Source organism: Streptomyces sp. NPDC057939, assembly GCF_042887545.1.
GTDB lineage: Bacteria > Actinomycetota > Actinomycetes > Streptomycetales > Streptomycetaceae > Streptomyces.
In genome coordinates this window covers 69,086-85,662 of record NZ_JBHVPG010000021.1, presented here as the reverse complement: position 1 = coordinate 85,662, position 16,577 = coordinate 69,086, and the positions used below count along the sequence as shown (strand labels likewise).

The 16,577-nt window shown below is 67.5% G+C and carries 20 protein-coding genes; 3 read left to right on the top strand and 17 right to left on the bottom strand.

Annotation, left to right across the window (positions count from 1 at the left end):
* Positions 1-282 precede the first annotated feature (282 nt).
* Positions 283-1,233, top strand: a complete 951-nt coding sequence (locus ACFVS6_RS22820; protein WP_389706325.1) for a zinc-binding alcohol dehydrogenase family protein — start codon at positions 283-285, stop codon at positions 1,231-1,233.
* A 97-nt stretch (positions 1,234-1,330) separates the two neighbouring features.
* Positions 1,331-2,128 carry an IclR family transcriptional regulator gene (locus ACFVS6_RS22815; RefSeq protein WP_389706324.1) on the top strand — a complete coding sequence of 266 codons (798 nt, stop codon included), beginning with the start codon at positions 1,331-1,333 and terminating at the stop codon, positions 2,126-2,128.
* Positions 2,129-2,187: 59 nt separating this feature from the next.
* On the opposite strand, the gene ACFVS6_RS22810 is transcribed toward ACFVS6_RS22815, so the two are convergent.
* Positions 2,188-2,679: a hypothetical protein gene (locus ACFVS6_RS22810; RefSeq protein WP_389706323.1), complete on the bottom strand. Its 492-nt coding sequence runs from the start codon at positions 2,677-2,679 to the stop codon at positions 2,188-2,190.
* Positions 2,680-2,796: 117 nt separating this feature from the next.
* On the opposite strand from ACFVS6_RS22810, the gene ACFVS6_RS22805 reads away from it, so the two are divergent.
* Complete coding sequence (locus ACFVS6_RS22805) at positions 2,797-3,087, top strand: hypothetical protein (RefSeq protein WP_389706322.1); 291 nt, start codon at positions 2,797-2,799, stop codon at positions 3,085-3,087.
* Between the two features lie 46 nt (positions 3,088-3,133).
* Here the strand turns inward: ACFVS6_RS22805 and ACFVS6_RS22800 are convergent, their stop codons facing one another.
* The 16 genes from ACFVS6_RS22800 to ACFVS6_RS22725 form a co-directional block, all read right to left on the bottom strand.
* Complete coding sequence (locus tag ACFVS6_RS22800) at positions 3,134-3,352, bottom strand: hypothetical protein (protein ID WP_389706320.1); 219 nt, start codon at positions 3,350-3,352, stop codon at positions 3,134-3,136.
* Positions 3,349-4,173, bottom strand: coding sequence for an N-acetylmuramoyl-L-alanine amidase (locus tag ACFVS6_RS22795; protein ID WP_389706318.1), 825 nt, complete (start codon positions 4,171-4,173; stop codon positions 3,349-3,351). The genes ACFVS6_RS22800 and ACFVS6_RS22795 overlap by 4 nt, the downstream gene beginning before the upstream one ends.
* A 29-nt stretch (positions 4,174-4,202) precedes the next feature.
* Positions 4,203-4,538 carry a hypothetical protein gene (locus ACFVS6_RS22790; protein ID WP_389706316.1) on the bottom strand — a complete coding sequence of 112 codons (336 nt, stop codon included), beginning with the start codon at positions 4,536-4,538 and terminating at the stop codon, positions 4,203-4,205.
* Positions 4,535-5,782, bottom strand: coding sequence for a tail fiber domain-containing protein (locus ACFVS6_RS22785; RefSeq protein ID WP_389706314.1), 1,248 nt, complete (start codon positions 5,780-5,782; stop codon positions 4,535-4,537). Before ACFVS6_RS22785 ends, ACFVS6_RS22790 begins: the two co-directional genes overlap by 4 nt.
* A gap of 14 nt (positions 5,783-5,796) precedes the next feature.
* Positions 5,797-6,027: a hypothetical protein gene (locus ACFVS6_RS22780; protein WP_351586245.1), complete on the bottom strand. Its 231-nt coding sequence runs from the start codon at positions 6,025-6,027 to the stop codon at positions 5,797-5,799.
* 10 nt (positions 6,028-6,037) lie between these two features.
* Positions 6,038-7,759, bottom strand: coding sequence for a siphovirus ReqiPepy6 Gp37-like family protein (locus ACFVS6_RS22775; protein ID WP_389706312.1), 1,722 nt, complete (start codon positions 7,757-7,759; stop codon positions 6,038-6,040).
* Between the two features lie 22 nt (positions 7,760-7,781).
* Complete coding sequence (locus ACFVS6_RS22770; protein ID WP_389706311.1) at positions 7,782-8,627, bottom strand: phage distal tail protein; 846 nt, start codon at positions 8,625-8,627, stop codon at positions 7,782-7,784.
* Entirely contained in the window at positions 8,628-12,098 is a 3,471-nt protein-coding gene (locus tag ACFVS6_RS22765) for a hypothetical protein (RefSeq protein ID WP_389706309.1), read from the bottom strand.
* 3 nt (positions 12,099-12,101) lie between these two features.
* On the bottom strand, positions 12,102-12,416 hold the full coding sequence (locus ACFVS6_RS22760) for a hypothetical protein (RefSeq protein ID WP_389706307.1): 315 nt from the start codon (positions 12,414-12,416) through the stop codon (positions 12,102-12,104).
* A gap of 65 nt (positions 12,417-12,481) precedes the next feature.
* The gene (locus tag ACFVS6_RS22755; protein ID WP_389706305.1) at positions 12,482-12,820 is read right to left on the bottom strand and encodes a phage tail assembly protein; all 339 of its coding nucleotides are present in this window, start codon (positions 12,818-12,820) and stop codon (positions 12,482-12,484) included.
* 103 nt (positions 12,821-12,923) lie between these two features.
* Positions 12,924-13,664, bottom strand: a complete 741-nt coding sequence (locus ACFVS6_RS22750) for a hypothetical protein (RefSeq protein ID WP_389706303.1) — start codon at positions 13,662-13,664, stop codon at positions 12,924-12,926.
* A 152-nt stretch (positions 13,665-13,816) separates the two neighbouring features.
* Complete coding sequence (locus ACFVS6_RS22745; RefSeq protein ID WP_389706301.1) at positions 13,817-14,314, bottom strand: hypothetical protein; 498 nt, start codon at positions 14,312-14,314, stop codon at positions 13,817-13,819.
* Positions 14,315-14,698 carry a DUF5403 family protein gene (locus tag ACFVS6_RS22740; RefSeq protein ID WP_389706300.1) on the bottom strand — a complete coding sequence of 128 codons (384 nt, stop codon included), beginning with the start codon at positions 14,696-14,698 and terminating at the stop codon, positions 14,315-14,317.
* Positions 14,698-15,033 (bottom strand): phage head-tail adapter protein, encoded by a 336-nt coding sequence (locus tag ACFVS6_RS22735; protein ID WP_389706298.1) that lies wholly within the window; start codon positions 15,031-15,033, stop codon positions 14,698-14,700. The genes ACFVS6_RS22740 and ACFVS6_RS22735 overlap by 1 nt, the downstream gene beginning before the upstream one ends.
* A complete protein-coding gene (locus ACFVS6_RS22730) occupies positions 15,030-15,485 on the bottom strand; it encodes a hypothetical protein (protein WP_389706296.1) in 456 nt (151 codons plus the stop codon). Before ACFVS6_RS22730 ends, ACFVS6_RS22735 begins: the two co-directional genes overlap by 4 nt.
* Before the next feature lie 71 nt (positions 15,486-15,556).
* A complete protein-coding gene (locus ACFVS6_RS22725; protein ID WP_389706295.1) occupies positions 15,557-16,558 on the bottom strand; it encodes a hypothetical protein in 1,002 nt (333 codons plus the stop codon).
* Positions 16,559-16,577 lie beyond the last annotated feature (19 nt).

The following is a 16,577-nucleotide window of genomic DNA, read 5'->3' as shown; positions in this document are numbered from 1 at the left end:
CCGGCGGTCGAACGTTCGTGCGAGCCTAGATCCTGCCCGCCGGGCTGCCCTCTGGTCAACCCTTGCAAACCGTACTGGACGCAAAGCTTCCGGACGGAGTGATTTAGGCCCCGTTTTGGGAATTGCAGCGACCTTTCATTTCGCCACACGAAATGAGCGCCGTCTCGTTTCACGTGGTGAAACGAGACTAGCGTCAGTGCGTTTCGTCAGGCGAAATGACGGACCCTGGCCTGCTGGAGCGTTCATAAAATGGCGGATACAACAAACCAGCAAAGGATCAACATGCGCGCGACTGTGATGACTCAGGCAGGTGGCCCGGAGGTGCTGCGGGAGATGGAGGTACCGGACCCGCAGGCCATCGCGGGGCACCACGTGGTGACCGTCTCGCGTTCGGGGGTCAACTACGCCGACGTCCACGTACGGCAAGGGGACTACCTGGCGCGGGTCGAGTACCCAGTCATTCCGGGCAACGAGGTCGTAGGGACGCTGCCAGACGGGCGACGCGTCGTCGGCCTGTGCCAAGGGGGCGGGTACGCGGAGAAGACATTGGTGCGCCGTCTCCTCACGTGGGACGTTCCGGATGAGATCACCGATGACCAGGCCGTTGCGCTTACCCTCCAAGGGCAATCCGCCTGGCACCTGCTGCACTCGGTGATCAGGATCACAAAGGGTGACTCCGTCCTCGTGCCGGCCGCTGCGGGCGGTGTCGGCTCGCTCGCGGTGCAGCTCGCCAAGCTCGCCGGTGCCCGTGTCATCGCCCTCGCCGGAGGTGCCGACAAGGCGGATCTCGTGCGAGATCTGGGCGCGGACGCCGTACTCGACACCACGGTGGGCGGGGATCTCGCCGCCCGAATCCTTGAGGCCAACGAGGGGCCCGTCAGCGCTGCCCTGGAGATGGTGGGCGGCTCCGTGTTCGACGCCACTCTCGCCGCCCTGGCGCCGCGTGGCCGCATGGCGGTCTACGGATGCGTCTCGGGGGATCGCCGGTCCCCATCGATCACGGACCTGATGCAGAAGTCGCAGTCTGTGTCAGGGTTTTGGCTTCCCAACCTGTACGGCGTTCGGTACGCCTTGCGGGATTCGATGGCCGCCTTGTTCGAAGCCACGGGGCGCGGGGATCTGCGGCCTGTCATAGGCCCCTGCTACAACAGTGCTGAGGCGTCGAAGGCGCACGCGGACCTTGAGGCCCGGGTGACGACGGGTAAGGTAACGATCAAGCAAACTCGGCAGTAACATTCTTGAGCCTGCGCTCGTAAGTGCGCCGGCTGGGATCACAGGTATTCGTGGCGTCGCCGAAGAAGACGGCGCCGCGTTTTGTTCAGGGGAAGTAATGACCACGGCCAAGGGCACGGCGCACGGCAAACGAGTTTTTCTGGTTCAGCGGGCTTTCGCCGAACTCGATGGGGATTGTCACGGTCCTGCCGCTATCGCAAAGGCGACCGACCTCGACAGAGCTACCGTTTATCGCGTGCTCCAGGATGGCCTTGCCGACGGAAACTTCGTCCAGGTCAAGGAGAACGGTCGCCAGCTCTACCGCCTTGGGCCTGGTGTGTTTCGACTCTCGATGCAGGCGCTTGCCCAGACTCCCGACGAGGAGATGACGCACGCCGTCCTCGACAAGCTCCAGCGCTCTACGGGCGGGCTGGTCGCCTACTACGCCGTGGTGGGAACCCGGCGAATCTGCACGGACTACGCAATCGGCGGCTTCGATCCCAAGTCCATCGGCATCGACCCGTTTGAGCTGGTCAAATACAGTCGATCGCTCCGCACGGGCGCGAGCGGACGCGTGATCCTCGCGCACATGCCGGCACCGTTCCAGGAGCGGGTTCTCGCCGAGCCGGTGCCCGAGGGCGTTGGCCCCGGCGTTATCCGCGACAACAACCTCCTGATCGACTCGCTGAAGGACATCGTCGAGTGCGGTTTCGCCATCGGTCGCCAGGAATGCATGAGTGGCTGGGACTCCGTGGCAGTTCCTGTGATGTGGGATGAGACCATTCAGGGGTCGCTCCTGCTGTGGATCCCGGCGCAGGAAATGCCGTCAGACACGAGTGGCCTTGTCGCTGCTACGCTCATGGCGGGCGACATGCTCAGCCGGATCGCTGCCGCGCCCACTGTCGTCCCGGTTTAGCTGAAGAAACAACGAACCGCCCCGAGCGTTCTTCGGGGCGGTTCGTGCAGCATTGGTATTCAGCTATCTGTGCTGCGTGGCCTGGCCGGGTCTCCCGGCCGGATCGCACGCACGATGTCAGTATCGGACTCCTCCCGAGGGACGAGGAAGAAGCCGTCTTCGGTCGTGGGGTCGTAGTAGACGACCGCATTCGCCTCGGTGAGGTCCCGCTTCCAGGACGTAAGCCGCTTCGCATCGTAATCCGAGAGCGGCTTGATATTTTTGTCGCCCCCCTGAACTGCACGACGCCTGGCCTCGAAGCGAAGCATCACAAGGTCGTACGACCAACGATGTTGCTGCTCCACCTGCCAGGGAATCAGTTCATTGTCGCGAGCGATTCGAAGAGGCATACCGGCGCGGTTCCTGTAAACGGCCCAATAGGTGGGCGTGGTCTCAACGCCGTATTTCTTCCTGTACGTCTCGACCATCCAGGCGTACGATTTGCCCTCACCGAGCCAGCGCTTCGCCTCATCGTGGTTCTGGACTTTGCTGGCACGGCCCATGGTGTCCACCCTTCCCTGGTTTGATGGTCCCCGCGAGTGCATGGCCGTTGGCGCGGCAGCAGGCACGGCTATACAGTCGCATGTAATAGTTGGACGAGTCAAGACGAACTAGAAGGTGTAAGGGTTGTGCTGATCGAGGTAGAAGTTTGCGATGTCTGCCAGAGGGTTGGCGTCCCGGTCTCTCGTTACACCATTACGGAGGCGGAGAGCGGTCGCTCGGGCACGACGGTGCGTTGCGGTCACGACGCGGAGTCCTTCGAAGACGTGCTGAGGCAGCCGGACGAGTCGGCAACCACAGCCGCGGCTGAGGTGCCGGGGCCAGCCTCCGAGGCTGCTGCCCGCCCCCCTAGGGGGCGGCGGGCGAGGAAGGTCACCACCGTGGACGAGATCGAGGCTGCGAAGGCGGCCAAGGCGTAGAACACAAGAAGGCCCCCACCAGCGTTGGCTGGTGGGGGCTCATTCGTTACTCGGCGTCCTCGTCCTCGGACGGGGCCACGACGCCGAGGGCGGTCAGGACCTGGACGATGACAGCGACCTCGGGGCTGTCTGCATAGACGATGGACGCGACGCTCACCGCGACACCAATCGCGGCAAGGATCGCGCCCGCACGGGTGCGGTACCGGACGGGGAGCAGGCTCACGAGGCTCGGGGGCTTGGAACCCGGCATCACCATCTTGCTCATCGGCGACCAGCCTCCTTCTGGAGCACCGCGAAGCCGCGGGCTCCTATCGTGACGTCTCGGGAAACCCCGGTGGACTTGAATTCGGTGTGACGGTCGTGGAATCGGGCCACTGCGGCCTGGGTCGCAGGACCGTAGAAGTCGGTCACCGCGCCCGAGATCGGCCCGTATCCGGCCTGAAGCAGGAGCTGCTGTAGCTCACGGACCTGCGGATGCCGGGCCCCAGGCTTTACGCCCGACGCGAGAGGCACCACGTCGTCGCGGTCACCCCCGGCGGAGCTGGCCGGCATGCCAGCCTGGACCCACGCGTAGAGCCGACCACCGGGGCATTCAGTGGCGAAGCCGTCCCTGTGGCCTCGTCGGGCGAGCACGCGGCCGGTCTTCCTGCACGCCTCGTCATAAAGAGCACGCGCAGCGGCCAGGGCCTTCGCCGAGGGCTCCTGGTCGCCGCCAATGGCGATCTGGACGCCGAAGCCGCTGATGTTGTGTCCAGGGCAGTGGGCACCCTGAAGACCCCACCCCCGCCCCTCGAAGATGGTGCCGGCCTGGTCGACGACGAACGAGTAGCCGATGCCCGCCCAGCCCTGACCGAGATGGCCTCGCTCGATCGCCTGAGGAACGGAGGGGCCGGTCCGAAGGATGTGGTCGGCGCCGTCGTAGTGGATGAAGAACTCGGTGCGCTGGCTGAGGGCGACAGAGCTGGGGGTGCCGTTCCAGGGCTTCGCGCCCCACTCGGAGCGGGCGGTGATGTTGATGCTCAGGGGAGGGTTCTCCAGACATGCAAGAACCCCTGCACCGAGAGGTGGCAGGGGTCGATGGACCACCTACTAGTTCAGTAGGTGGGTGGGAAATTTCAGGGAGTGAGGTGTGCGTCCAGCCGCTCCGCGACCGCAAGCCGTTCGACTCGTTCATGCGCGATGTCGCGGCGAATACTGGCCAGTTCCTCGCTGTGGTGGTCCTGGCTGTCGAGGATGCGATCGAGGCCGTGGATGACCCGGTCGAGGTCGTCTCGGAGATTCGTCGCGTGGTCATTCGAGACCTGGTCGCGGGCCTCCTGGGTGTGCTCGCGCACCTCGGCAAGTGCGGCGCCCTGGCGGCGTACCAGCTCCACCAAGACGCCGACGAGGGCCGCCGTTATGGCCCCGCCTGCCGAGACGATGGCGACCTGCACGGATGGCTCCAGGGTCACGGGGACAGCCCCTCGACGCGGGCCTCCAGGCGTTCGATGCGTGCGGCCTGGTCCTTGGCCACGGCAACGAGGGCGACGCCGAGGAGGTCGTACCGCAGGCCGTCGACCTGGCCGTCGAAGTAGTTCACGAGCCAGGGGAGTGTCTCCTCGACCTCTTCCGCGATCAGGCCCACCTCGTTGGTGCGCGGTTCGGGACGTTCCTCGGTCGGCTTGCGGTCGTAGATCACGGGACGCAGTGCAAGCACGTCCTCGGGACGGATCTCGTGGTCCCGGACGTTCTCCTTGAATCGGATCGAGGACGTGTTGCGGCAGAAGGTTCCGTCCCCCTCCACCCAGACCGCGTACCACGTTCCCGAGCCGCTCGCCGAGTTGTTGTGAGGCATCTTGGAGCCGTTGGCCCACGAGATGGTGCCGCCAGAGTCGAGGTACTGGCCGTGCCAGTGGTCGGTGGGCGGGAACTGGCCCGGCTTCCCCGAGATGTCCGACCAACTGTGCGCGTGGCCGGCAGGCGGATACGTCGCGGGTGTGCCGGTGATGTCCCCCCACGGGTGCTTATGCGCGGTGGGAGGCATCGACGACGGGGCGCCAGTCACCTCGGCCCAGGGGTGGGAGTGGGAGGTGGCGGGGAAGGTGGCGGGCTTGCCGGTGAGGCTGGACCAGGAAACGGAGGAGACCAGGGAGGTCCAAGCCGTGCCGTTCCAGAACTCCCAGGCCGAGTTGTCGTAGTTGTAGCCGAGCTTGCCCAGGCGCGGGGCCGCCGGGCGGGTCGCGTTGACCCACACGCCTACGGACTGCCCGATGAAGGGCCGCTCCTTGCTGACGGCCGCCGAGGCGATGGAGGTCGCGTTCGCGGCCACGGTGATGGTCGCGAGCGGCAGCTCGTAGATGCCCGTATCGGTTTGTGTGGGGGTCGGAACGGCGCCGCCCGCTGCACCCTGCAGAACGGTCAGTGTGATCTGGTTCACACTCGGGTCGAGTCGAAGGACCACGCGGTCGGAGCGGGCGGAGGTGCCGGCCGCCGCGATGGGCAGGGTTTCCACAGCTGTGGACAGCACCGCGTGCCCGCGCACGATCGCGAAGCCAGGCTGGACCTTGACCGCCATGGTGGCACCGTCCGCGCTGGTACTGAAGGCGTTGGCCTGGGCGGAGGCCGCGATCCCGGAGTCGGCGAACTCCCTGAAGAGCTGCGAGAACTGTGACTCGGTGACGGCCTGGCCGTCGAAGGGGTAGGACGTGATCGCCAAGGGGCGACCTCCTTTCAGGCGGTGCGGTCCTCGGCAGCGCGCAGGGTGGGGAAGGTGGATTCCAGGTCGACGGGGAGGGCCCCGCGGATCGCGGTCACTGCGGCGCGGAGGATGCTTTCGCGCTCGTCGGCGGTGAGGTCGGGGTATGGGGGGTTCGGCTCGGCGATGGTGACCTGGACCGTGCCGTAGACCTTCTGGACCTCGCCCGTGGGGTGGAAAGGGACGATGGCGGAGATGGCTTTCACTCGGGGCCTTTCAGCTGAGGCCCACCCAGAAGCGGTTGGCCCCGTTGAGCATGGAGGTGACGGTGATCGAGGCGGGCGCGGTGGCCGCGCCGGTGGCGTAGTAGCCGAAGCGGCGAAGGCCGTTGGGGCCGAAGAAGTTGGGCGGCGCCCCGGCTGACGACTCGCTGGCCAGGAGCATCGGACCGTCGCCGGTCGTGGCGTTGTACTGCATGCGCCAGGCCACGTAGTACGTGCCGGCCGCCAGGGTGGTGGCGGAGGTCAGCGGGGAGCTGATCGCGGCGCCGCCCCCGGTGTGGACTTCGGCCGGTTCGTACGCGGCGTTCGACAGGTCGCCGGTCGTGGCTACCCGGTCTCCGGCGGCGTTGAAGATGGCCGCCCATGAGCCGCTGGCCAGGCCGCCCGCGTATCCGGTGGCGTGCCAGACGATGCGGCTGACCTGTGTGGGCTGGCGCAGGGGGACTGCGGTGACACGGATCGGGCCAGAGCCGGGATACAGGCCGGTGGAGTTGGCCAGCGCCGGATCGAAGGCCCAGGTGAGAAGTCCATGGTCCTCAGGACCCCAGCCGGAGGGCGGATCGGCTGCCCCGCCCGCCTCTGCTGTGCGTTCCAGGGCGGAGACGCGGCGGTCGGTGGTCTGGGCTCGCTGCGCGGCTGCGGCGTTCGGGTCGAAGGCGCTGAGGTCGCCGAGGAGGGCTCCGGCGCGGAAGCCCCCGTCGCCCGCCTTGAGGACCATGCCGGTAACGGGGGCCGCGAGTTCCTGGCCGCCCGCGACGACGCTCACGCGGTCGCCGAGACCCCAGTCGACACCGAACTCCATGCTGGAGTCCTCGACCGGTACGGCCTGTACGGCGGTCGCGGTGAACCCGGAGTCGGCCAGGAGCTCGTTGCCGGCCTGGGTCAGCTCGGCCACGTTGTTGGTGTTGCGCTGGTCGACGAAGCGCTCGATGCGCCGCCCCCAGTCCGATTCCGCGGTGAGGGAAGCAGTGTTGTCGACGGGGACGAACGTGCGGGCCTCCTGCTCGCCCTGGCCCGCGACGATGACGCGGGTCGCGCCGGGGGTGGAGACGGAGACCCGCTGTCCGGCGAGGGTGCCGGCCAGCACGTCGAGGCGGACCTCCCGTGTCCGGTCGGTGATCGCGTACGTCTCGAAGACGAGCTGGCTGCCACGCTGCACGATGCGGAAGCCGAGCCCGGCGACGGTCGCGATCCCGGTGAGCAGCTCGCCCAGGGTGGGGAAGCGGGCGGCCTTCGAGATGACCGGGCCCCGGGCCTGGTTCGGGCCCAGGACCAGCCCGGCCCTGCGCCGCGATGTCGGGGCTGTCGGGCCGCAGTTGGCGCCGACGTAGGCGTGCATGAGGGATTCGGCGGGGCCGGTGCGCTCGTCGTGGCCGACGCGCTGGGTGCTGACGTTCGAGTTGGTGGGTTCGGGCCAGGCGAGCATGTCGGAGAGGATGACGGTGTCGGAGACGCCCTCGAAGGCGATGCTTCCGCGCCGGTCCTCGGGGGTGGCCGCGTACTCGGAGGAGACGACCGGACCCGACATCAGCACATCCCCGGGACCGGTGATGATCAGGCCGGAGCCCGGGGTGCGCAGGATGTCGGCGAGGGGATGCTCCGAGGGGAGGGTGGCCTTCCAGGTGCCGACGTTGTTGAAGGTGTCCTCCACCTCCAGGGCGAGATCCTCGGGGCGGATGAGGCCCTGGCGGACCAGGTTCTTGGTCCGGACTTCCACGGTGAGGTCGGTGAGCTTCAGGTCAGATCACCATCCATCGGCGAGGCCGCCACGAGCAGACGATCCGCGAAGCCGCGGTGGTGTCGAGGAAGCGGACGGTCGCCGTGGAGACGCCGGGCGGGATGCTCCAGAAGCGGGGCGCGGTGTCGACGAAGGTGTACCTGTTGGCGCCCTTGCCGTCCTTGACCGTCGCGGCCCGAGTGTCGATGACGAGCTTTTCTCCTGCGGTCAGGGTCCCGGTCCAGCGCAGGGTCTCGCCGGTCGGGGAGGTGACGGTGAGGTCCCGGCCGGGGCCGTAGATCTCCCACACCGGGTAGGCCGGCACGTCGCCCAGGTTGTCGAACTGGATGGAGCCGATGGCCTGGGATGCGGCCAGCGGCATGGAGGAGATGGAGGACAGGAACGCTGCTGTGCCCGGATCGCCCGTGACCCTCTGCGTCGAGACGGTGGACGCGGTGAAGTAGGGGTCGGGGGCCCGGAAGGAGATGACGGTCTGGACGTCGGTGGCGCCGTCGAGATCGATTTCACCGCCTCCGGTCCACACGACCGGCGTGGACCAGCGCACGCCCTGCTCGTCGACCAGGACCAGGTTGCAGTCCTCGGAGACGACCCGGGCGAGCCGGGATACCAGGGAGCCCAGGTGGGATCGGGTCTCCCCGACGATGTCGAGGGGTATGTCGAGATCGCGGGGCAGGACCCGGCGGCCCCGGTAGCGGGCGCCGTCTCCGGCTCCCTCAAGCCACTGTGCGGCGGTGGAGGGCAGGCCGAAGCCGGTGGCTCCATAAGTCGCCTGGAAGCCAACGCCTTCGTCTGCCACTCCGTTGAGATCGAGGACGTCGCGCTCGCCTTCGAGTAGGAGGGCGGTCATTTACCACCCCACCATTCGTGCGCGGTGTGTCGCCGCGAAGAGATCCTCTTCAGCGCCGATCGAAGTCCCGCTTGCCGCGTAGTAGTTGAGGATCTTCGTGGTGCCCCCGGTCGGGGCGGTGCCGTGGCCGCCGGAAACGGCCACGGCGAGCGTGCGCGCGGCGCTGGAGTAGTCCGAGGCGCCGGGGCGCGCGGTGAGCGCGCGGACCGCCTTCGCGGCGCTGTCGTCGCTGAAGGCGCCGGCCGGGAGGACCTGGCCGAGAACCTCGTCGAGGCGCTCGCGCGCGGAGCCAAGCTGCTTGGCGCCCGCGTCCCACTGGGAGGCCAGGGCACGCATGCCGTCGCGGTCCCGGCCGGCCCGGTCGCCGAGGAGCGATCCCGCGTCGGGGATGCTGGCGGTCAGGCCGGACAGGGAGCGCCGGACGCTCCCGTACTCGGACTCCAGACCACGGACGAATCCACGGATGATCAGCTTGCCTGCGGGGGTCAGGAGGACCCGGTCCTTCTTCGGGGGGCCCTTCCAGTCCTTCAGCTTGTCCGTCAGGTTGCCGAGGGACTCCTTGACCCCGCCGAACATGCTGGTGATGCCTCGGATGAGGCCCTTGATCAGCTCCTTGCCCGCGCTGACGAGGGTGGAGCCGAGATCGGACAGGGCCTCCCGGGCCTTGCCGGGCAGTTCGCGCACGAAGCGGATCGACTGCTCAACACCGTCCTTGACGGCCTCCCACAGGGCGCGGGCCCCGGAGAGGGCCTTCTCCTTGATGGAGTTCCAGGCGTCGATGAAGAACTGCTTGATCGCGTTCCAGCCGCTCGACCAGGTGCCGCGCAGGCTGCGCAGGCCGTCGTCGATGTAGCTGCGGATGGCGGTCCAGGCGAACCCGAGGCCGCCCTTGATCGCGTCCCAGATCCCGATGAAGAAGGTTCTGATGAAGCCCCAGCCCCCGGTCCAGAGGGCCTTGATGAGCGCCATCCCCTTCTTGAGGACGCCGAAGATGCCAACATTGATGAAGATCTCGAAGAGACCGACGATGATGTCCCAGATGCCGCCGAAGATCTGCTTGACGCCCTGCCAGGCACGGTCCCAGTCGCCGGTGAAAACACCGGCGAAGACCTCCCAGACGCCCATGATCACGTCGAGGACGCCGGTGATCACGAGCACGATGCCGTCGAGCGCCATCGCCAGCGAGCCGATGATGAAATCGGCGACGAACTGCAATGCCGGAACCAGGACCGGCATCAGGAAGTTGACGACCTGGATCAGCGCCGCCAGGAAGGGCTGAACGGCCTCGGAGACGCGCTGGAATGCTTCGACCAGCGGTGGCAGGCACGCGCTGACGATGTACTCGACCAGCGGGATCAGCGGCGTGATGACCGCGGAAACGAGCTGGAAAAGCAGCGCGACGACCGGAGTTACGGCCGTGACGATCGCCGAGAAGGCGCTCGCCAGCAGGGGCAGGATCGGGGCCAGGCCCTCGATCAGCGAGGCCGCCAGCGGGGCGACCGCCCCCATGATCGTCGTGAAGAGCTCGGCGACCGGCGGCAGGATCGTCGCCAGCGCGCCGAAGGCGACACCGAGCGCGGCACCGACGACCGGGACGAGCTGGGCCAGAATCGGCGCGAGCTGCTGGAGGACGCCGGTCAGGGCGCCGCCCAGCAGGGCGATGATCGGGATGACCGCCGGGGCCAGCGCGGTGAACGCGCTGGCGAGCGGGACGAGCGCGGCCGAGACGAGCGGGCCGAGCATCGACGCGAACGCGCCGATGACCGTCATCAGGGCGCCCAGCGCGGCGCCGACCGGCGCCATAGCCGGGGCCAGGGCCTGAACGGCGGCCTGGATGCCGTCGAACATCGCCTTGACGCCGTCCGTGACGGCGGGCTGCGCGAGCGCCGAGGCGACCGCCTCAAGGGCGGTGCCGATGATCGTGCCGACCTGCGGAAGAACCGTTTCTGCAAGCTGGCCGAGCTCGGTGAAGAACGCCTTGACCGCCGGACCCGAGATCGTGGCGATCCGGGACATCGCCTCGTGAGCGGCGATGAAGACGCCGGTCAGACCCTCCTGGAAGCCAGGAGAGTCCACTGTGGCGTGGATGCGCTCCAGCGTGCCGGCCAGCGACCCGAGCGAGGAGCCGCCCGCAGCCTCGGCCGCACGGGCGACACCCGCGAGGATGCCGCCCGTGTTGTAGAGGACCGAGCCGAGATCCTGGAGGGCCTGGATGCCCTGGTCGATCTCCGCCTTGAGCCCGGCCTCGCCCTTCCGCTGGAGGAAGGAGTCGAACTGCTCGCTGATCTGGACGAACCAGGCAGCGAGGCTCGGCAGGTAGCTGGTGCCGACCTTGCCCAGCGTCGCGATGATCGACGCGAAGGTATCGGTGCCTGCGGTGGCGACCGCGATGGACCCCGAGAGGTCCGTGAACATCTGGCCGAGCGCGGGGGAGAGCGCCGTGCCCAGGTTGGTGGCGAAGCTCCCGAAGAACCCGCCGAGTTCGGTGGCGGTCTTGGCGACCCCGTCGCGGAAGCGGGGGAGGAGGTCGTCGACGACCGCCCGGATCGGCTCGGCCGCCTTCTTCCAGAAGTTCGCCGAGATCGTGTCCTGAAGACCGCTGAGCGCGGCCTTGACCTCGGGGACGACCTTGTTGAAGTCGCGGAAGGCCGCGATGGTGACGCCGAGGCCGACGACCATCCCGCCGAGGAGGCCCGGCAGGAGAAGGGACGTCGCCCCGATCTGAGCGAGCGAGGCGCTCAGTGCGGCCAGGTTGGAGGCCGCGGACAGCCCCCACCCGGCTAGGCCGGCAACCGCCAGCGCCAGCGACCCGATGACGGGCACGGACTTGTCGAGGTTCTTCAGCGTCCGCCCGAGCCGCTCGAACATCGAGTTCAGGACGCGGGCGCCGCTGAGCGCGGCCAGGGCGGTGGCGACGCGGGCCACGGCCCCGTTGTCGAGCTCCGGCAGGATCGGGACGGTACGCGGGCGCGTCAGCATCTGGAGCCGCGCCGAAAGGGCGGCCCCGGAGCCGTTCGCGATGTCCGGCTCGACCTTGACCTTGAGCGGCGACACGTCGTCCGCCCAGTCCTTAAGCTTCTGCTTCGCCCGGTCGGCGGACCGCTGGTCGAGCTCCAGCTCGATCTTGCCGGTGGCCTTCAGGTCGGAGACGCGGAACGTCACCCGCTGGGCGTTGGCGCGCTGCTGGAGCTCACGGGCGGCGGTGCGCACGGCGGTCGCCATGCCGTCCGTGGAGATCGTGGTGTAGAACCGGATCTTCCGCGCGTCCATCTGCTTGTTGCGGCGGTTGATCTTGCGGAGTTCCTCGACGAACTCACGGCTCGCGCCGCTCATGTCGATCTTCGTCGACACCTTGAGGTTGTCGAGCTGCTGCTCGATGCGGTCGAGCTGGCGCTCTGCTTCCCGCTTGAAGTCGCGGGTGTCGGGGGACACCTTGACGGCGACGCGGCCGATGATCTGGCCCGCTGACAAGGGCTACCTCCGTGCTGCGAACTGCTGGTAGAGCGAGGCGACGCTCACGGCGGGCCGCGTGCCGGCCTTCTGCGCTGCGGACTTCGCCGAGGGGCGCTTGAACGGCGGGATCTTCGGGGCCTTGCCCTTGCCCCACTGCCCGGTCGCCCGGGTGTTGGCGTTGATGGCGTCGAAGAGGTCGGCGGCCAGGTGGCGGTCCTGGCCCCAGCCGAAGTGCTGGCGGTCGCCGGACGCGAGGGCGACGGTCAGGGAGGTGTCGGGAAGCCTCTGCACCAGGGCGAGGACGAGCACGGGGGAGGGCCCGCGGCCTGCGATCACCTCGGCGAGGTCAACGCCGTAGTGGAAGAGCAGGTCCGCGTACAGGCCCTCGCCGTAGTCGTCGATCAGGCGGCAGAGGCCGAGGCTTCCCCCGCCTGCGTGCCCTTGCCGTAGCGGTCGAAGATCTCGGCGAGCACGGCCAGGTCGCCGTTGATCGCGGTGAGGAGCTTGTCCGCTGCCTTGGGGTGCTCGGCGACCAGGCGGATGGCCTGGGAGAGCAGCTCCTCCTGGTCGGCGTCCTCGCCGCTCATGTGGTCCTGGAGCTGAGTCAGCTCGGTCCGCTTTTCCTTGCGGAGGCGCAGCGGGTTGAGCAAGCGGACGGTGTCGCCGTCGAGCTCGATGTCGGTCGAGCCGTAGCGGGCCTCGGCGGCAGCGCGGATCGCGTCAAGGGAGTAAGAAGCCATGGGGGTGCGGATCTCCGGGGAGTTGAAGAACAGGGGGGCAGACCAGGGGAGGGGCTGGCCCGGCGCAAGCAGGTCCGCGTGCGCTCGCGCCGGGTGGGGGCCGTCAGGTGGCGGTGCCGTTGGCCCAGGCGGTGCCGTTCCAGAACGCCTTGGCGGAGTCTCCGAGCACGACGTGCTGGCCGACCGTCCACTTCGTGGCGGGCGCGGCGATCACGCCACCGAGGCCGGCCAGGTTGGCCGGGGCGACAGCTCGCGCCGGGGTGAAGGCGCCGGGGTTGCCCGCGCTCGCGCCAGTGGCCACGGTCCCGCCGAGCGGGGTAACCGCGTACGTCCACGCGTTGTTGCCGTGCACCATGGGCTTCACGCCGAGGGGAAGTCCGGCGAGGCTTTCGGTGTCCGCAATCGCCATGTCGTCGGCCCGGTAGATCTCGGCCTTTGGGGCAAAGAAAGAGAAATGATTCTCGCCGTCGATGAAGATGGCGAGGAATGCCGACTGGGTCGGCTTCGGGTCGGCCGGCACACCTACGGAACCGTCAGGAAGCAGGGGGGCATTGGCGCCGAAATAGAGCCGCAGTGCAGGAGTGTCGAACTGCTGCAAAGTGAAGGTCATCGTCTCGGTACGGGCCGAATACTTCGTCCGGAGGGACTTGTTCTGGAGCGTACCGATAGTGGTTGCCTCGCCACCCTCGGAAGTGATTCCGAAGACGTCTTCGAGGCTGGTGTGACCGACGTTCTGCCACGGAGAGGTGGGGACGAGTAGATTATCGGGTGCCGCGGTACCGACCGGAGCGATCAGGTAATTACCGGAGCCGACGACAAGGGTGGCATCATCGTTGAGCGCCAAAAAGAAACAGTTCCTTTTTCGGGCACAAAAAGGCCCGAATCCTCCGGTAGTAGGGTGGACCCTTTTTCATGCCCGGCGAAGAAAGGATTCTTCTGGAGCCATGAAAAAAGGCCCGATCCCCAAGAGGGGCCGGGCCTTTCCGTGTGGTGGGTTTACGAGGAGGGGTATGGGCGCGTCCGCGGCTTGCGGATCTGGATGTCGAAGATCGACTCGTATCGCCAGACGCCCGTGGGCAGGTCCGCGTACTGGACGGGCCCGGTGGCGGTGGCCCAGTCCGAGGCGCGGCGCGGCGAGGAGTTCATGTCGACGCGGGTGATGTGGCCCCGGCCCGGCACGACCTCGTGCTTGAGCCAGGCGTCCCGCAGGACGACGCGCACCGCCTCGGACAGGATCGCGGCGTCAGAATCGCCGTCAGGGTCCTCGGCGAAGCAGTTCACGACCACCCGTGCCGAGTCCGTGAAACGGGTGTCCGCCGCCCACTGCCCGAAGGTGGGGTCCCGGCGCACGAGGACGAGGGGGAAACTCTCGTGCCGGTCGATGAGGGATTTCACGCGGACGCCCGGAAGGCCCTTGCGGAGAATGGCGAGCAGAAGGTCTTCGACGGGCGAAAGTTCGGCCAGGGCTTTGATGTGGTCAGGTATGCCGGCCACTTAGTCGAGCTTCACCTTGCCCTTCCGCTTTTTGGGGAGGTTCGAGGCGGTGGCAAGGATGTAGAGACCGTCCATTTCTGGAACGACGTCCAGGTGCTCACGGCCGTGCTTGTCCTTTCGGATGACCACGGACGCCTCCCGGCCATACTCGATGGACAGGGCGGCCTTTTGGCCTCGATCGTCGGAGAGGATGACGTATCTGTTGTTGTCGCCCGCTTCGATGTCGATCTCGGCGTGACCATCCGCGCGATGCCGAATGAGGATCTCCTCGGCACGCACCGCGATCTCGAATGCTCGCCGGTCGAGCTCCGCTTGCACGCCGTCGTGGACGGCCATGAGCTTTTCGATCTTGCGTCCGTTGACGCTGGAATAGATATCCGCCATCAGGGCCGCTCCCGGATATCGATGCTCCAGTGCCGCGAGCGGCGGCTTCCGTGGTGGTAAGCGGGAGGCGAGACGATGTCCCACTGCCGGCCCGCGTACTCGACGCGAGACCAGAGGGAGACGCCGTCGAGATGGGCGTCCACGATCATGCGGGTGACGTTGATCTGCTGCTGGCCCGGGACTTCGGCACGGGCTGAGCGCTGGGGGATGAAGGCGGCCCGGACTTCAATGGGACCTGCTGGGTCCGCCATGGTCACCGCGTTCCCGCGCGAGTCGACGACCTCGACGGTCCGCCACACCCGGGCCTGCTGGCCGCGCCTGCGCTGCACGCTCACCAGGGGCTCACCGGATCGCCGTACAGGGGGAAGGGGTCGCCCCCGTAGTCGACAGGCACGGTGGCCGCCCGACCGGGGCGGCGCGTTGTTCCCCAGGCGATGATCGGTGCAGTGGTCAGGCAGGGCCTGCGGCCGGCGAGTTCGGCCAGGAGTCGGGTCTCCTCACGGGTGAAGTACACCGATCCCGCGTCGCGCCCAATGTCCCCCCACGCGAGCGTCTCGTCTCCCGCACGGCTCTGCGTGTACCCGTGAGGGTTGCGTACGTAGCGGGCTGCGGCCTTGAGGACGAGCGTCTTCACGAGACGTGGGGCGGAGGTTGCCGCCCAGTCGCGACCGTATTCGGCCGCAAGGTCCGAGGCGTCCTCCAGTGCGGAGGCTCCGATGCGGAGTTCGTCCTCGTCCAGTTCCCAATCCAGGCGGCCCTTGAGTTCGTCGAGTGTTGCGTACGCCACGCGGCGACCTCCTTTCAGGCAGGCCGAGCGGGGGCCGGCACCTCAGGCACCGACCTCCGCAGGGCGTGGGGTTAGGCGTTTGCCGGGTCGCTCTCGGGCTTGATACCGGTCGGGGTCCAGACTCGTGCGTCGGAGATGCCGGTGATCTTCGCGAGCTCGGAAGCCGCGGCCGGGTAGTCGCTCTTCCCGTCGAGGGTGAGGCGGATGCCGCGCACGAAGTGCTCCTGGGTGGAGATGATCTCCTTTTCGGCGGCGTCGTCCCAGCCGACCAGGACGTCCGTTACGGAGCGGAACCCGTTGTACGTGTTCACGACCGAGCGGTCCTGGAGGTAGAGGGAGTCGTAGTCGCGAATCCAGCGCAGGGCGATGCCCTCGAAGCTCGTGGTCGCGCCGAACGGGACGCTCTGCGGAACGGACGGTGCGGCGGAGAGGAAGATGAACGCGGAACTGGCAAACGCGTATGCCGCATCTGTCGGGATCGTCTGATCGACGACGATGCGGAATCCGAAGCGTTCGCCGAGGGAAGCGGTACGGAGCGCGGATTCGGCCTCGGAGTCGCCGACATTCTGCGCGAGGTTGAGCTTCTCTTCGTTCAGAAGGGCCGACTCGAAGTCACTGCCGACCAGGAGGCAGCGGCCTTCCTTTGGCGCGTGAAGCTTGTTCAGCACCCGGCGAGCCTCAATCAGGGCGCCTCGGAGATTCTGGCCGGCGTTTCCGATGGTGACGTTGTAGTTCTGGTTCGTCAGGGTCTTGACGGCCCGCCGCTGAAGTCCTCGACCGACTGCGCGAGTCTGCGGGCGAAGCAGCTTAGACCACTGGTCGATATCGAAATCATTCTGCTCGTCAGTGAGCTTGACCGCCGAGTACGAGTTGCCGCCGAAAGTCACGGGGATTTTGCGTTCGCTGTACTCGTCAAACTGGATCGGCTGGCTACGGTCGTTGCGGAAGGCGTAGTCGTGGAAGGGCAGTACGCCCTCAACCTTGACCGTGACGGTGTCGTTGTCGGCGCCTTTGAACTGGTCGATGCCGGTCTTCTGAAAGAGGTTCGGAATGATGAGCTCCTGCTCAAGCATTCCAACCGCTGCGTTTACA